At 64.9% G+C, this 16728-nt stretch carries 12 protein-coding genes; 8 read left to right on the forward strand and 4 right to left on the reverse strand.

Going from position 1 to position 16728, the window contains the following annotated elements; genetic code table 11:
- Positions 1–66: 66 nt before the first annotated feature.
- From XH83_RS02330 to XH83_RS02340, 3 genes are all read right to left on the reverse strand, one after another.
- Positions 67–3663, reverse strand: coding sequence for a PAS domain S-box protein (locus XH83_RS02330; protein ID WP_194405492.1), 3597 nt, complete (start codon positions 3661–3663; stop codon positions 67–69).
- A complete protein-coding gene (locus XH83_RS02335; protein WP_194405493.1) occupies positions 3641–4060 on the reverse strand; it encodes a response regulator in 420 nt (139 codons plus the stop codon). The genes XH83_RS02330 and XH83_RS02335 overlap by 23 nt, the downstream gene beginning before the upstream one ends.
- Positions 4061–4467: 407 nt before the next feature.
- Positions 4468–5184 carry a GntR family transcriptional regulator gene (locus tag XH83_RS02340; RefSeq protein WP_194405494.1) on the reverse strand — a complete coding sequence of 239 codons (717 nt, stop codon included), beginning with the start codon at positions 5182–5184 and terminating at the stop codon, positions 4468–4470.
- A gap of 94 nt (positions 5185–5278) precedes the next feature.
- Between XH83_RS02340 and XH83_RS02345 the strand changes: the two genes are divergently transcribed.
- The 6 genes from XH83_RS02345 to XH83_RS02370 all read left to right on the forward strand — a co-directional run bounded on the left by XH83_RS02345 (position 5279) and on the right by XH83_RS02370 (position 11614).
- The gene (locus XH83_RS02345) at positions 5279–6298 is read left to right on the forward strand and encodes an ABC transporter substrate-binding protein (protein ID WP_194405495.1); all 1020 of its coding nucleotides are present in this window, start codon (positions 5279–5281) and stop codon (positions 6296–6298) included.
- Positions 6298–7059 (forward strand): ABC transporter ATP-binding protein, encoded by a 762-nt coding sequence (locus XH83_RS02350; protein WP_194405496.1) that lies wholly within the window; start codon positions 6298–6300, stop codon positions 7057–7059. The genes XH83_RS02345 and XH83_RS02350 overlap by 1 nt, the downstream gene beginning before the upstream one ends.
- Positions 7060–7069: 10 nt before the next feature.
- The gene (locus XH83_RS02355; RefSeq protein ID WP_194405497.1) at positions 7070–7930 is read left to right on the forward strand and encodes an ABC transporter permease; all 861 of its coding nucleotides are present in this window, start codon (positions 7070–7072) and stop codon (positions 7928–7930) included.
- Entirely contained in the window at positions 7927–9663 is a 1737-nt protein-coding gene (gene araD, locus XH83_RS02360; RefSeq protein WP_194405498.1) for an L-arabinonate dehydratase, read from the forward strand. The genes XH83_RS02355 and araD overlap by 4 nt, the downstream gene beginning before the upstream one ends.
- A gap of 64 nt (positions 9664–9727) precedes the next feature.
- On the forward strand, positions 9728–10447 hold the full coding sequence (locus XH83_RS02365; protein WP_194405499.1) for a ribonuclease activity regulator RraA: 720 nt from the start codon (positions 9728–9730) through the stop codon (positions 10445–10447).
- 75 nt (positions 10448–10522) lie between these two features.
- Complete coding sequence (locus XH83_RS02370) at positions 10523–11614, forward strand: SMP-30/gluconolactonase/LRE family protein (protein WP_194405500.1); 1092 nt, start codon at positions 10523–10525, stop codon at positions 11612–11614.
- Between the two features lie 122 nt (positions 11615–11736).
- Here the strand turns inward: XH83_RS02370 and XH83_RS02375 are convergent, their stop codons facing one another.
- Positions 11737–13842: a S9 family peptidase gene (locus XH83_RS02375; RefSeq protein ID WP_194405501.1), complete on the reverse strand. Its 2106-nt coding sequence runs from the start codon at positions 13840–13842 to the stop codon at positions 11737–11739.
- A gap of 184 nt (positions 13843–14026) precedes the next feature.
- Between XH83_RS02375 and XH83_RS02380 the strand changes: the two genes are divergently transcribed.
- Both XH83_RS02380 and XH83_RS02385 read left to right on the forward strand, forming a co-directional pair.
- Positions 14027–15463 (forward strand): MBOAT family protein, encoded by a 1437-nt coding sequence (locus tag XH83_RS02380; protein WP_194405502.1) that lies wholly within the window; start codon positions 14027–14029, stop codon positions 15461–15463.
- Complete coding sequence (locus XH83_RS02385) at positions 15463–16563, forward strand: hypothetical protein (protein ID WP_194405503.1); 1101 nt, start codon at positions 15463–15465, stop codon at positions 16561–16563. The genes XH83_RS02380 and XH83_RS02385 overlap by 1 nt, the downstream gene beginning before the upstream one ends.
- Positions 16564–16728 lie beyond the last annotated feature (165 nt).

The following is a 16728-nucleotide window of genomic DNA, read 5'->3' on the forward strand; positions in this document are numbered from 1 at the left end:
ATCCGGGGCTCGCGCGAGCGGCAAGACTGCCCCGGATTGCGCTGCGCTCCATCCGGGCCACGCGTTTCAGGCGCCCAGCGCCTTGCGGATGATGCGCGCCAGATCCGATTTGCGATAAGGCTTGGCCAGCAGCATCACGCCGGAATCCAGCCGGCCGTGATGGATGATCGCATTCTCGGTATAGCCTGACGTATAGACCACCCTGAGATCCGGGCGCGTCTTCAGGAGCTCGTCGGCGAGCTGCCGTCCGTTCATCTTGCCGGGCATGATGACGTCGGTGAACAGAAGGTCGAACGGCTTCCCGGCGGCGACGATCGCGAGCGCCTCCGCGGCGTTCGCGGCCTGCAAGGTGACGTAACCCAGCGAATGCAGCTGCGCCAGCACGTAGTCTCGCACCAGCCGGTCGTCCTCGACCACCAGGATCGTCTCGTGTCCGCCCTCGATCGTCGCCGGCGTCACCCCCTCGCCGGCCGCCGTCGGCGTCTTGCCGGGGGGCAGATACATCTTGATCGTGGTGCCGTGGCCTTCCTCGCTGTAGATCTTGATGTGGCCGGCGGACTGCTTGATGAAGCCGTAGACCATCGAAAGCCCGAGCCCGGTGCCCTTGCCCGGTCCCTTCGAGGTGAAGAAGGGGTCGAACACCCTGGTCAGGATGTTCGCAGGGATTCCGCTGCCGGTATCGCTCACGGCAATCAGCACGTAATGGCCGGGGCGGATGTCGTTGACGCTGGCATAGACCTCGTCGAGATAGGCGGCGCCGGTCTCCACGATCAGCTTGCCGCCACCGGGCATGGCGTCGCGCGCGTTGAGCGCGAGGTTGAGGATCGCGGTGGTGAGCTGGTTGGGATCGACGATCGCGACGCAGTTCTCGTCCTCGAACACCGATTCGATCTGGATCTGCTCGCCCAGCGTCGGCCGCAACAGCTTCGCGGTGTCGACGACCAGCGAGTTGATGTCGATCTCGCGCGGCTGGAGCGGCTGCTTGCGCGCGAAGGCGAGCAGGTGCTGGGTCAGGTCGGCGCCGCGCGCGGCCGCCTCGTCGATCATCTTGGTGATGGCGGCAAGCTCCGGCTCCTTCTCGACGGCCTCCGCGAGGATCTCGATCGTGCCGGTGATGACGGTGAGGATGTTGTTGAAATCGTGCGCCACGCCGCCGGTGAGCTGGCCGATCGCCTCCATCTTCTCGGCGTGCCGGATGCGCTCGTCGGCCGCGATCTTGTCGGTGAGATCGCGATAGAACACGTTGAACAGCAGGCCCTCGCGGCGCTTCAGCGCGGTGACGCTGACCTCGGCCCTGAATTCCTTGCCGTCGCGGCGGCGGCACATCAGCTCGCGGCGGCGGTTCAGCGTCCTGCCGTCCTCGTTCTCCAGGAACTGCTTCAGGCCGGCCCTGACCCTGTCGCGTTCGCTCTCGGCGACGATGAGGTCGATCGTGCTCTTGCCGAGCACCTCGTCGCGTCGCCAGCCGAACAGCTGTTCGGCCTGCGAGTTCCAGTTCAGGATGCTGCTGGTCTCGTCGGTCTGGATGAAGGCGTCGAGCGAGGTTTCGACGATATTGCGGGCGAGCCGCTCGCTCTCGCGCAGCGATTCCTGCGCGAGCCGCGCTTCCGTCATGTCGCGCCCGACAAAGAAGAAGCGATGCGCCTGCTCGGACCAGCTGCCCAGCCACGACAGCCAGACCTCGTGCCCATTGCGGTGGAAGCAGCGCGTGTCGCCGAGCTTGGGGCGCTCGCCGCGCCGCAGCGCGCGCATGTCCTCGCGCGATTGCTCCAGATGATCGGGATGAATGAAGTCGGCGCCGCTGCGGCCGATCATCTGATCCGGCCGGTAGCCGAGAATGGTCTCGCTGCTCGGACTGATCTGCGCGATATGGCCCCGCGCATCCATGATCATGATGAGATCCTGCGAGGTCTCGAAGATCTGCCGGCGTTCCTCGATCTGCTGCTGCAGCTGCCGCTCGGCCCGCCGCGCCTCGGTGAGGCTGTGCGCTGTCCCGGAGGCGCCGATGATCTCGCCCGAAGGCCCCCTGATCGGCGACAGGCTGAGCGAAATCTCGACCGGCGTGCCGTCCTTGCGCAGGCGCACCGTCTCGAACCGCTCGATCGGCTCGCCCCGCGCGATCCGTGCCAGATAGTCCTTGCCATGGTTACGGCGGTCGGGCGGGACGATGATCGCGGTGGATTTTCCGATCGCCTCGCCTGCCGAATAGCCATAGAGGCGTTCGGCTGCGGGATTCCAGCCCGTGATGATGGCATCGAGCGATTGCATCACGATCGCGTCGTCGGAGGATTCGACGGCGGCGCTGAACAAATGCTCGCGCGCCGCATGATGGCTTCGCGCTTCCTCGGTGCGGCGATGCTCCTCGATCTCGCGCTCGAGCGCGGCCGTTTTCGCCCGCGTCTCCTCGACCATCCGGGCGAAGGCGCGTGCCAGCACGCCGGTCTCGCCGCTGGCGTCGACGGGAATGTCGGCGTGACGGCCGCGGCCGATCGCCTCCACGGCCGCGGTCAGGCGACCGATCGGCCGCGTCAGCGAACGTGACAGGAGCACCGCAAGCGAAGCTGCCGCGAGCACGGCCAGGAAGCCGACCAGCAGGGACGTCTTTTGGATCGCCGCCGGGACCACGCCAAACACAGGCGCGGGAATCGTCTCGATGATCGCGACCCATTCCTTGCCAGCCAGCAGCGCAGGGGCGATGGCCGCGCCGCTTGGCTTGCCCGACCCATCGGTCATGAGCCGCGTAGATCCTTCCCGTGTGCCCGCCAGAGCCGCGAAATACGGAAAGTCCTTGCGCCAATCGTCGGGACGGTCACGCAATGTGCCGAATTCGCGCGCGCGATCGGGGTGGACGAGATAGTCGCCGCGCCCGTTCACGAGGTAGATGTCTCCTCCGGAGCTCGCGGTCGATCGGACCTGGTCGAGCGCCGGGCGCATGTCGACATTGGTGACGATGATGCCGAACGGCTTGCCGCCCGGCGCGAAGAGCGGCATCGCCGCCCGCAGGGTCGGAACGTGAGGGGCCGTGGTTCCCCCCTGCCGCGTGGCGAGCTCGACGGCCGAAATATAGATCTCGCCAGGCCCGAGTCGGATCGCCTCCTGGAAGTAGGTTCGATCGCCCTTGCGCTCGAGCTCACTGTCGGGGACGATCCGCGCGGCTCCGTTGGGGCCGGAGCGATCGACACGAACCAGCTCGAGCTGATCGTTATCAACGCCGATGATTCGAAACTGCCCGTAGATGGGCTTCGCGTCGATCTCGGCCGCCAACCGTGTCGCGATACGCTCTCGCCAGGTTTGCTCGGAGACACCGTCAGTAGGATCAACTCCGCCGCCGATATGGGCACGGATCAGGCCCTGGATGGCCGCGGCGGCGTGATAGCCGATCAGATCGCCGCGCACGCCGGCGACGTATGATTCAAGATTGGTCGCGAGCAGCCGTGACTGGGCTTCGACCCGCTCCAGCACCCGCGGAATGACGGCTTGGCTGGTGTTGCGATAGCCCAGCCAGCCCACCGCGGCCACGGTGACCGCCACCAGCAGGATCATGGCGATGGCCAGCCGCGTGGCGAGCGTCATGGGGATGCTCGTCGCGGCATTTCCGGGATGATCGCGGTCGATCTGGCCTGAAGCAGCGGAGCCCTCGTTATCTGCGGCCGGAGCTGACATCGGACCCCTCCGGCTCGCCGGCCTTCAGGCAGCCATCGACCGCGGCGAGCAGCGCCGCGGGCCTGAATGGCTTCTGCAGGCTTGCCACCGCGCCGAGCTTGGTCGCCATCTTCAGGAAGTCCGGCTCCGCATAGGCATCCGGCGTGATCGAGCGGCCGGAAATGACGATGATCGGAATGGCCGGAGCCAGCGCCCGGATGTGACGCATCGTCTCCAGCCCATCCATGCCAGGCATGAAGATATCGAGAAACAACAGATCGAACCGGCTCGCCTCGAACAGCGCAAGTCCCTTGCGGCCATCGCCGGCGACGGTGACGTGATGACCGGCCCTCTCCAGGAGCAGCCGGATCGTGAGTTGAACGGCCGGGTCGTCATCCACGATCAGGATGTTGGCCACGTCTAAATTCCTCCGGGCCGGACAGGACGTTCCTACCGGCCGCAAATCAAACCATCAAAGACGAAATTGTTGCGCGGATTCCGCTCATCCTGCAAGCACTTCGCGAAGTGCGCGCGGCCGCTTGGTCCGGTCTCGGCGGATGCCGTCATTATGCATGGTTCCGTGCACATGGCGCCGCCGCACCTTATCCCACCTGCGCGATGGCCAGAACCGTTTTTCTCGCCGTAGTTGCACGGGAGCGAGATTTCACTGAAATGAAGGCGGCCGATCAAAGTCGGCGTCAGTTCCGAAGAATGCGGCTCAATCGTGTGCAACGATGAAACGATCGGCGCGGGCTCGTTCACCTCTCCCGCAAGCGGGAGAGGGAGTGCGCCTTTCCTCGTGGCGCTAGCCCCCGTCTCATCGCTCTAATCCGTCAGATATTCCGGATAATGGCTTCGGATCTTGTCGAGCTCGCTCAGCGTGCCCGACAGGTGCTTGCGCAGATGCTGCTGCGCGGCATCGGGGTCGCCGGCCTCGATCGCACGGGTAATCAGCTTGTGGTGGCGGACGATGTTCTGGGCCTTGCCGGGTGAGGGCAGATGCAGCCTGCGCAGCCGGTCGATATGTCCACTGCTTCTGCGCACCAGCGTCCACAGCTCCTGCTTGCCGGCTGCGGCATAAAGCTGCGCGTGAAAATCATTGTCGGCGGCGATGAAGCTCGCGAAATCGCCGGCCTTGGCGAATTGCTGCTGGAGCGCGATCGCGTGGTCGAGGCGGAGGACCAGGGCCTGGTCGTGCTGCTCGGCGAGCAGCCGGACGATTTCGAGCTCGAGCGCCTGGCGCAGGAAGTGCGCCTGCTCGGCGCGGCCGACATCGACCCGGCTGACCACGGTCGCGTGCTGCGGAAACACGTCGACCAGACCTTCCTCTTCCAGCCGCATCAGGGCATCGCGGATCGGCGTCGAGCTGACGCCGAATTGCGCGGCGAGATCGGTGCGTGACAGCGGCGCGCCCGGGGGGAGTTCGAGCGCGAGAATGGCGTTGCGCAGCCGCTCGAACACCTGCGGTGCGGCCTGCCGCGCCCGGTCCAGCCGCGGCCCGCGGCGGGCGGTCGCGCGGGGCGCGGGATGGGCGGTTTCCATGCGAAGGGCTCCGGCGGGCTTGCCTTTGATGCACTAATGCATTAGTGCATCAGCAAGGCCGCTCGTCAATGGCGCCCGGAGGAAACGAACAATTATGATCAAGCCCTTTCAGCGTGGCGTTGCCGCCATCGCCCTGATCGTCGCGACCGTGCTGGCGGCTTCGCCGGCGCGTGCGCAGCAGAAGTCCGAGATCGCGCTGTCGCGCCAGCCCGGCATCTTCTACATGCCGAGCCACATCATGGAGAAGCTGAAGCTGATCGAGAAGCACGCGGCTTCGCTCGGTGTCTCCGGCGTCACCACCAAATGGATCACCTTCTCCGGCGGCGGCGCGCAGACCGATGCGCTGCTCGCGGGCGGCGTCGACATCCTCAACACCGGCACCGGCAATCTGCTGCTGCTGTGGGACCGCACCCGCGGCGGCGTGAAGGGCATCGTCGCGACCTCGGCGCAGCCGATGACGCTGATCAGCCGCGACGCCAACATCAAGTCGATCAAGGACTTCGGCCCCAGCGACAAGATCGCGGTGCCGACGGTGAAGGTGTCCACGCAGGCGATCGTGCTGCAGATCGCGGCCGCCGAGGCTTTCGGCGCCGATCAATGGTCCAAGCTCGACGCCAACACCGTGCAGCTCGGCCATCCCGACGCCTATGCGGCGCTGTCCAATCCCAAGCACGAGGTGCACAACCACTTCTCGATCCCGCCCTTCACCTTCCTGGAGCTGAAGAACGTGCCGGGCGCGCATATCGTGCTGTCGTCGCCCGATGTGATGGGCGGCCCGCTCAGCCAGGCGCAGTTCTTCACCACCACGAAGTTCGCCGACGCCAATCCGAAGATCATCCAGGCCGTGCGCGACGCCACCAAGGAAGCGCAGGACCTGATCCGCAGCGACACCAAACAGGCGGTCGAGATCTACAAGGAGATCACCGGCGACAAGACCTCGGTCGAGGAGCTGCTCCATCTTCTGAAAGAGCCCGGCATGATGGAGTGGAATCTGGAGCCGCAGGGCACGATGAAATTCGCGGCCCATCTGTTCAAGACCGGCACGCTAAAGAACCAGCCCAAGGCCTGGACGGACTATTATCTCCCCGTCGCGCACGATCTGAAGGGCAACTGATGGCGCTGCTCGACGTCAGTGGGGTGACGCTGCGCTACAAGACCTCAAGCGCCGTCGTCACCGCCACGGAGAGGGTGAGCTTTAAGGTCGACAAGTCCGACCGCTTCGTTCTGCTCGGTCCCTCCGGCTGCGGCAAGTCCACGCTGCTCAAGGCCGTTGGCGGCTACATGACGCCCAGCGAAGGCCGCATGACGATCAACGACCGCGAGATCCACGGTCCCGGCGCCGATCGCATGATGATCTTCCAGGAGTTCGACCAACTGCTGCCCTGGAAGAGCGTGCTCGCCAACGTGATGTTCCCGCTGCTGACCGCGCGCAAGCTCTCGCGCAAGGACGCGGAAGCGAAGGCGCGGGCCTATATCGAGAAGGTCGGCCTGACCCGCGTCGTCGATGCTTATCCGCACACGCTGTCGGGCGGCATGAAGCAGCGCGTCGCGATCGCGCGCGGCATGGCGATGGAGCCCGATATCCTCCTGATGGACGAGCCATTCGCAGCGCTCGACGCGCTGACGCGCCGGACCTGCCAGGACGAGCTGCTCCAGCTCTGGAGCGAGACCAAGTTCACGGTGCTGTTCGTGACCCATTCGATCGCGGAAGCGATCCGCATCGGTAACCGCATCCTCTTGCTGTCGCCGCATCCCGGCCGCGTCAAGGCCGAGGTGGTCGATGTCGACAAGGTCGGAAGCGAAGACGGCAGCGCCGGCCGGCTGGAGAAGGAGATCCACGATCTCCTGTTCGCCGGCGAAGCCACCGCGCATTGAGGAGCCTCTGATGGGCGAAGCCAAGATATTGCTGCGCGCAGAGCCGGCCGCCGCTTCGGCTGCCGGCGAGGTCGAGCGCAAGCTGAGCGTGCCTGAAATGCTCTGGAACGACGGCTTCGTCCGCAAGACCGTCATCATCCTGTTCCTGGCGGCGATCTGGGAAGCCTACGGCGTCGCTCTCGACAATCCGCTGTTGTTCCCGACGCTGCATGACACCGCCATCACGCTGTTCGACCGTGTCAAGGATGGCACCATTCCGATGCGGGCTTGGACCTCGCTGAAGGTGCTGTTCATGGGCTATTCGGCCGGCATCGTGCTGGCGGCGATCTTCACCATCCTCGCCATCTCCACCCGGATCGGCACCGATTTCCTCGAGACGGTGACCGCGATGTTCAACCCGCTGCCGGCGATCGCGCTGCTGCCGCTCGCCTTGATCTGGTTCGGCCTCGGCAATGGCAGCCTGGTCTTCGTGCTGATCCACTCGGTGCTGTGGCCGGTCGCGCTCAACACCCATTCCGGCTTCAAGAGCGTGTCCAACACGCTGCGCATGGTCGGGCGCAATTACGGCCTGCGCGGCTTGCCCTATGTCGCCAGGATTCTCATCCCGGCCGCCTTCGGCTCGATCCTCACCGGCCTCAAGATCGGCTGGGCCTTCGCCTGGCGCACGCTGATCGCGGCCGAGCTGGTGTTCGGTGTGTCCTCGGGCCAGGGCGGGCTCGGCTGGTTCATCTTCGAGAACCGCAACCTGCTCGACATACCCGCAGTGTTCGCGGGCCTCTTGACGGTGATCATCATCGGGCTCTTTGTCGAGAACCTGATCTTCCGCGCCATCGAGCGGAACACCGTGCAGAAATGGGGCACCCAATCATGACCAAGAAGAAAACACCCGACCAGCTCCGCAGCGCGCGATGGTTCGCGCCCGACGATCTCCGCTCGTTCGGCCATCGCTCCCGCACCATGCAAATGGGCTATGCGCCCGAGGAGTGGAAGGATCGCCCCATCATCGCGATCCTCAACACCTGGTCGGACGCGCAGCCCTGCCACATGCACTTCAAGTCGCGCGTCGACGACGTCAAGCGCGGCATCCTGATGGCCGGCGGCCTCCCGCTGGAGCTGCCCGCGCTGTCGCTGTCGGAATCGCTGCTCAAGCCGACCACCATGCTCTATCGCAATCTGCTGGCGATGGACGCGGAGGAGCTGCTGCGGAGCCATCCGGTCGACGGCGTCGTGCTGATGGGCGGCTGCGACAAGACCACGCCGGCACTGCTGCTGGGCGCGACCTCGATGAACATCCCGGCGATCTACCTGCCGGCAGGCCCCATGCTGCGCGGCAATTGGAAGGGCAAGACGCTCGGCTCCGGCTCGGACGGCTGGAAATATTGGGACGAGCGCCGCGCCGGAAAGATCTCCGACAAGGACTGGCTCGACATCGAGGCCGGCATCGCCCGCAGCTACGGCACCTGCATGACCATGGGCACCGCTTCGACCATGACCGCGATCGCGGAGGCGATCGGCATGACGCTGCCCGGCGCTTCCTCGATCCCCGCCGCCGATGCCAATCACATCCGCATGGCCAGTGAATGCGGCCGCCGCATCGTCGAGATGGTGTGGGAGGATCTGACGCCGAAGACGGTCCAGACCCGAAAAGCCTTCGAGAACGCGATCGCGGTGGCGATGGCGATGGGCTGCTCGACCAACGCCATCATCCACCTGATCGCCCAGGCCCGCCGCGCTGGCCAGGACATCGGCCTCGATGATTTCGAGATCGCGAGCCGCAAGGTGCCCGTGATCGCCAACGTCCGTCCCAGCGGCGATGCCTATCTGATGGAGGACTTCTTCTACGCCGGCGGCCTGCCGGCGCTGATGGGCCAGATCAAGCCGCATCTGCACCTCGACTGCATCACCGTGACAGGGAAGACGGTGGCTGAGAACATCGAAGGCGCCGAGGTGCACAATGCCGACGTGATCCGCGGCGTCGACAATCCCATCTACAAGGAGGGCGCGCTCGCGGTGCTCAAGGGCAATCTCGCGCCCGATGGCTGCGTCATCAAGCCGAGCGCATGCGCGCCGCGCTTCCTCAAGCACACGGGACCAGCGCTGGTGTTCGACGATTATCCTTCGATGAAGAAGGCGGTCGACGATCCCAACCTCGACGTCACCGAAGATCACGTCCTCATCCTGCGCAATGCCGGGCCGCAGGGCGGGCCGGGCATGCCGGAATGGGGCATGCTTCCGATCCCGACAAAGCTGGTGAAGCAGGGCGTGCGCGACATGGTGCGCATCTCTGATGCGCGCATGAGCGGGACCAGCTACGGCGCCTGCATCCTGCACGTCTCGCCGGAATCCTACATCGGCGGCCCGCTGGCGCTGGTGCAGAACGGCGATCGCATCACGCTCGACGTGGCCGCGCGCACCATCAATCTCGACGTCCCCGAAGCCGAGCTCGCAAAACGCCGCGCCGCCTGGAAGCAGCCCGAGCGCCGCTTCGAGCGCGGCTATGGCTGGATGTTCACAAAACACATCAAGCAGGCCAATGACGGCTGCGACTTCGACTTCCTCGAGACCGATTTCGGCGCGCCGATCGGCGAGCCTTCGATTTATTGATGACCCCGTCATTCCGGGTTCGCGCTACGCGCGCCCCGGAATGACGACAGAGAGAGCGTAACAAATGACAAGACTCAGCGAAGCCACCCGCACCAAGCTCAAATCGGTCTCCACCGCGACCGTCGCCACCGCGCTGTTCAAGCGCGGCCTGCGCATCCAGATGATCCAGGACGTGCATCCGGTCGGTGCGGACCAGCCGACCATGGTCGGCGAAGCCTTCACGTTGCGCTACATGCCGGCGCGCGAAGACCTCAACACGATCGAGGTCTTCAAGGACCGCTCGCATCCGCAGCGCAAGGCGGTCGAGGATTGTCCGCCGGGTGCCGTGCTGGTGATGGACAGCCGCAAGGACGCGCGCGCGGCCTCCGCCGGCGCGATTCTGGTGACGCGCCTGATGAAGCGCGGCGTCGCCGGCGTCGTCACCGACGGCGGCTTTCGCGATTCCGCGGAGATCGCCAGGCTCGGCATTCCCGCCTATCACCACCGCCCGAGCGCGCCGACCAACCTGACGCTGCACCAGGCGATCGAGATCAACGTACCCATCGGCTGCGGCGATGCGCCGGTGTTTCCGGGCGACGTCATCCTCGGCGATGCCGACGGCGTCATCGTCATCCCCGCGCATCTCGCGGACGAGATCGCCAACGAGACCTTCGAGATGACGGCGTTCGAGGATTTCGTCACGGAAGAGGTCGGCAAGGGCCGCGGCATCTTCGGTCTCTATCCCGCCACCGACCCGCAGACGCTCACCGATTTCGCGGAATGGCGGAAGAAGAACGGCCGGTAAGGCATAACGAAATCACGTCGAGAAACGGGCCGGCCGCATCAAGCGCCGGCCTTTTGACAAGCAGGGAGGATTTCCATGAACTTCACGCGACGTAACCTCATGGCCGGCGCCGGTGCGGTGGCCGCTTCCACGTTGCTCGCCCGCGCCGCCGGCGCGCAGTCGTTCCCGTTCACGCCGAACCAGCGCTATCCTGATCCCGCGGTCCAGATCCTCGATCCGAGCTTCGCCAAATACCGGCTCTATTCTTCGACGGTGGAGCAGGTCGCGACCGGCTTCCGCTGGGCCGAAGGCCCGGCCTATTTCCCCGAAGGCGGCTACCTGCTGTTCTCGGACATTCCCAACAACCGGATCATGAAGTTCGACGAGAAGACCGGGCAGACCAGCGTGTTCCGCGCCAACGCCAACTACGCCAACGGCAATGCGCGTGACCGCCAGGGCCGCCTCGTCACCTGCGAGCATTCCGTCACCCGCCGCATCACCCGCACCGAGAAGGACGGCAAGATCACCGTGCTCGCCGACAAGTTCGAGGGCAAGCGGCTGAACGCGCCGAACGACATCGTGGTGAAGTCTGACGACAGCATCTGGTTCACCGATCCGCTGTTCGGCATCAACGGCGAGTGGGAAGGCAAGAAGGAGAAGGCCGAGCAGGCCACCACCAACGTCTACCGCATCGCCAAGGACGGCAAGATCAGCGCCGTGCTCACCGACCTCGTCAATCCCAATGGCCTCGCCTTCTCGCCAGACGAGAAGAAGCTCTATGTCGTCGAATGGAAGGGTACGCCCAATCGCAGCATCTGGAGCTACAATGTTGGCGACGACGGCGCGCTCAGCGGCAAGACCAAGCTGATCGACGCCGCCGACCAGGGCTCGCTCGACGGCTTTCGCGTCGATCGCGACGGCAATCTCTGGTGCGGCTGGGGCTCCAACGGCGCGCTGCAATCCGAGCCGAGCGACATCGGCGGCCGCAAGGTGTTTCAGCTCAAGGCGAGGCCCGAGGATCTCGACGGCGTCATGGTGTTCAATCCGGACGGCAAGCCGCTCGCCTTCATCAAGCTGCCCGAACGCTGCGCCAATCTCTGCTTCGGCGGGCCGAAGAACAACCGGCTGTACATGGCGAGCAGCCACTCGGTGTATGCGCTGTATCTCGAGGCGCACGGGGCGGTGTGAGCCTTTTGCCTCTCCCCGCTTGCGGGGAGAGGCCGTAGCCCGGATGGAGCGAAGCGTAATCCGGGAGCAGTCTTCAGTTGCGCGAACCCCGGATTTCGCTGCGCTCCATCCGGGCTACAAGATTACGCCTCCGCCATCCCCGCCGCCCATAGCGCGAACGCATAGACGATCGCGACCTCGTCGAGCCGGTCGAACCGCCCCGAGGCGCCGCCATGGCCGGCACCCATGTTGGTGCGGAGCAGGACCGGGCCGCCGCCGCTCATGGTGGCGCGCAGGCGGGCGATCCATTTGGCGGGCTCCCAATAGGTGACGCGCGGATCGGTCAAGCCGCCCATCGCCAGGATTGCCGGATACTCTTTCGCCGCGACATTGTCGTAGGGCGAGTAGGACAGGATGGTGCGAAAATCCTTCTCGCTCTCGATCGGGTTGCCCCATTCCGGCCATTCCGGCGGCGTCAGCGGGAGCGTGTCGTCGAGCATGGTGTTGAGCACGTCGACGAACGGCACCTCGGCGACGATGCCGGCGAACAATTCACCGGCGCGGTTGGCGACCGCGCCCATCAGCATGCCGCCGGCCGAGCCGCCATGGCCGACGATGCGCTTGGCGCTGGTGTATTTCGCTGAGATCAGCGCGCGCGCGCTGGCTGCGAAATCGTCGAACGAATTCGTCTTCTTCTCGCGCTTGCCGTCGAGATACCAGCCCCAGCCCTTGTCGGCCCCGCCGCGAATATGGGCGATGGCGTAGACGAAGCCGCGGTCGACCAGCGACAGGCGGTTGGCGTTGAACGAGGCCGGCATCGCCATGCCGTAGGAGCCGTAGCCGTAGAGCAGCAGCGGCGCCGTGCCGTCGAGCTTCAGCCCGCGGCGATGGAGGATCGACACCGGCACCTCGGCGCCGTCATGCGCCTTCGCCATGATGCGCGTCGTGACGTAGTCGGCCGCATCGTGGCCAGACGGAATCTCCTGGCGCTTGCGTAAGGTGCGCGTGCGCGTGACCATGTCGTAGTCATAGACCTCCGACGGTGTCGTCATCGACGAATAGGCGAAACGCAGATTCGTGGTTTCGAATTCGTAGGAGCCCATCGTATCCAGCGAATAAGCGGCCTCGTCGAAGGCGATGGCGTGCTCCTCGTTCGACGTGAGATCGCGGATCACGATCGACGGCAGCGCGTTGGCGCGCTCCAGCCGCACCAGATGACCGGCATAGAGATCGAGGTCGATGATGTAGATGCCGGGGCGATACGGAATCAGGTCGCGCCAGTTCTTGCGTTCGGGCTGGGCAAGCGGCGCCGTGACGATCTTGAAGTCGATGGCATCATCCGCATTGGTCAGGATGAACAGTTCGTCGCCGCGGTCGGCGAGCGAATATTGCACGCCCTCTTCGCGCGCCGCGACGAGGCGCGGCGGCGCCTCGGGATTGGCGAGGTCGATCAGCCGCTGCTCCGACGTCTCGTGGTCGCCGCCCGCGATCACGCAGAAGCGGCCGCTGGTGCTCTCGTGCAGATGGGTGAACCAGCCGGCATCCTGCTCCTCGTAGACCAGCGTATCGTCGGCCTGCTTGGTGCCGAGCCTGTGACGCCAGACCTGCATGGGGCGGTGGTTGTCGTCGAGCTTCACGTAGAAGAAGGACTTGGCATCCGCGGCCCAGACCACGCCGCCGTCGGTTTCCTCGACGAGGTCGTCAAAGTCCCTGCCGCTCGCCCAGTCGCGGACGCGGATGGAGAAATATTCCGAGCCGTTGGTGTCCGCACTCCAGGCCTGCATCTTGTGATCCCAGGAGTGCCGGCTGCCGCCGAACTTGAAATATTTGTGGCCCTTGGCGAGCGCGTCGCCGTCGAGCACGATCTTGCCCTCGCCCTCGCCGCCATCGCGCGGCATGCGGCCGAACAGCTCGTGCTGCCCGCCCTCGCGGAACCTGCGGAAATAGGCGAACGGCCCGTCCGGCGACGGCACGCTGGAATCGTCCTCCTTGATCCGCCCGCGCATCTCGCGCACCAGCGTCTTCTGCAAGCCCGCCGTATGGCCGAGCAGGCTCTCGGTGTAGACATTCTCTTCGTCGAGATATTTGCGGATGTCAGGATCCAGCACGGTGGGATCGCGCAGCACCTCCTGCCATTTGTCGTCCTTCAACCAGGCATAGTCGTCGGTCACGGTGATCCCGTGCCGCGTGAAGGAATGCGGCCGGCGCGGGGCGACGGGGGGCTTCGAAGGTGTATTGGTCTGGGTCACTCGGTCCTCGTTCGTGTCCGACGTCGCTGCGTTTCACCTCGCCGCTTGCGGGGAGCGGGCTCGCGCGTTCCCTTATATCGTCCCGATTCCACGAATTGCCAGCACGTCTGCTGGAGATCGCCGGGTTGTTGATCGCTCCCGTCTATGCTTTACGAACCAATATCCCCGCCGCCGGTCCAGCCTGATGCTGTTCAATTCCTACCCGTTCATCCTGCTGTTCCTGCCGATCGTGCTGGCCGGCTATTTCTGGCTCGGGCGGCGCAGCAATCTCACGCCGGTGATCTGGCTGGCGCTGGCCTCGCTCGCCTTCTACGCGATCGGCAACTGGCAGTTCGTGGCCCTGTTGCTGCTGTCGATCGCGTTCAACTACGGCATCGGTCATCTCCTGATCGTGGCGAAGCTGACGTCGTCGCAACGCAAGGCGGCGCTCGCGCTCGGCGTCGCCGGCGATCTCCTCGTGCTCGGCATCTTCAAATATGCCGGCTTCGTCACCGAGAACGTCAACGCGCTGCTCGGCACGCATGCCGCGGTCCACATCCTGCTGCCGGTCGGCATCTCCTTCTACACCTTCACGCAGATTGCGTTCCTGGTCGATGCCTATCGCGGCCAGGTCGCGGCCTATGCGCTGCCGCATTACGCGCTGTTCGTGACCTATTTCCCGCATCTGATCGCAGGGCCCATCCTGCACCACAAGGACATGATCCCGCAATTCGAGCGGGAGGAAACGAAGCATCCGGACGGCCATCTCATGCTGTGCGGCGTCATCATCTTCGCCATCGGCCTGTTCAAGAAGACCTGCCTGGCCGACGGCATCCAGCCGCTGGTCGCGCTCGCCTTCGAGGCGCGCTCGCCGAGCTTCGACCAGGCCTGGCTGGGTGCGCTCGCCTACACCTTCCAGCTCTATTTCGATTTTTCCGGCTATTCCGACATGGCAATCGGAATTTCGCTGATGTTCGGCATCTTCCTGCCCGTGAATTTCAACTCGCCCTACAAGGCGACCAGCATCGTCGAGTTCTGGCGGCGCTGGCACATGACGCTGTCGCAATTCCTGCGCGACTATCTCTATATCGCGCTCGGCGGCAACCGCAGGGGACGCGTGCTGCGTTACGTCAATCTGCTGATCACGATGCTGCTCGGCGGCCTCTGGCACGGCGCGGCCTGGACGTTTGTCGTGTGGGGCGCGTTGCACGGGGTGTATCTCTGCGTCAATCACGCCTTCAATGCCTTGGTGCCGAAAGCTCCGCCGCTGCTTGAACGCCCGTCTCGCATCGCGGGCGCTGCGCTGACGTTCCTCGCCGTCGTGGTCGCCTGGGTGTTCTTCCGTGCCGCGACTGTGGAATGGGCGTTGCGCGTCCTTCGCGCCATGGCCGACCCCTCGAATATCGTGTTCGGCCGCGAGGAGATCGCGGCGCTGGTGATGGTCGCCATCTACGCCGCGCTGGTCTGGCTGGCGCCGAACACGCAGAGCATCATGGGATACGACCACGCGGGCCGCAGGGTCGGCGAAGCCTTGCGGGCAGGGCGGATGCGGCCGCTGTTCCTCTATGCGGCGTCGCTGGTGCTGGCGTTCGGGATCCTGGGGATCCAGAGCCACAGCGAATTCATCTATTTCCGGTTCTGATGCAGGGTGCGTTCACACAATTGAAGCGTCTTTTGCTCGCCGGCATCGCGTGCGTGCTGGGCGCGGCCTTGCTCACCTATGCCGTCGATCCCCTGCAACTGTTCCGCCCTTCGCATCTAGCCTTCTATTCCGACGACACGCGGGTGCAGAATGCCGGGCTGATCCGCAGCCAGTCGTTCGACACCGCCTTCATGGGCACCTCGCTCGCGATCCATTTCCGCCAGAGCGACATCGATCGCGCGCTCGGCACCCGCTCGCTCAAGCTGGCGATGACCGGCTCCAACTCGCGCCAGCAGGGTTTCGTGCTGGAGCAGGCGATCGACCGTGGCGCTAAGCGCGTGATCTGGGCGATGGACGATTTTATCTTTGTCGATGCCGCCGACATCGAGACCGATCCTTATCTCTCCGTCGATCTCTATCGCGGGACGGCAAAGGGCATCGCGTCCTACCTGTTCAGCGCCGCCATGGCGAAGGAATCGCTGTTCGCGCTGCTGCGGTCTGTGCCACCGCTGCGGACGCCGCTGACGCGAGCCGCGCCCTATCTGCCCGTCAAGTTCGCGCTCGCCGACGTCGACGACATCTACGCGCTGCCGCGAGATTTCGACGTTGCGCGCGACTACAACGCGAAGAAGGCGCTTGCCTCCTTTGCCTATATCACCAGCCCGGTGCGCAGCCGCTTCCTCGGCGAAGGCTATAGTTACGACGCCATGGTGCGGCATTTCGAGCGCGACGCCGTCGACTTGGTCGCGCGCCACCCCGACGTGACCTTTGACATCTACTTGCCGCCCTATTCGATCCTGCAGTTCGTCGCGATGCGCGAGGCGTCACCGGAGACGCTGAAGATCGTCACCGACCTCACGGCGCGCATCGCCGAGCGGCTGACGCAGCTTCCCAATGTTCGCCTGCACGACTTTCGCGCGATCAAGGCGGTGACTCACGATCTGGATAATTACAGCGACGTCATCCACCATTCGCCGAAGGTAGATGCGATGGTGCTGCAATGGCTGAGAAGCAGCGAATATCGCGTCGATCCGAACGCGCCACTTGCGTCGCTAAATGAGCTTAAGAAGCAGGTGGAAGCGTATCGCGTCGAGCGCTGATCTTTCCCTCTCCCCTTGTGGGAGAGGGTGGCTCGCCGCGAAGCGGCGAGACGGGTGAGGGGTCTCTATCCGCGCGTGAAAATCTCACGATGCGATTCGCGGAGATTACTCCTCATCCGGCGCTTCGCGCCACCTTCTCCCACAAGGGGAGAAGGAAGAAAGCGC

Source organism: Bradyrhizobium sp. CCBAU 53351, assembly GCF_015291745.1.
Classification (GTDB): domain Bacteria; phylum Pseudomonadota; class Alphaproteobacteria; order Rhizobiales; family Xanthobacteraceae; genus Bradyrhizobium.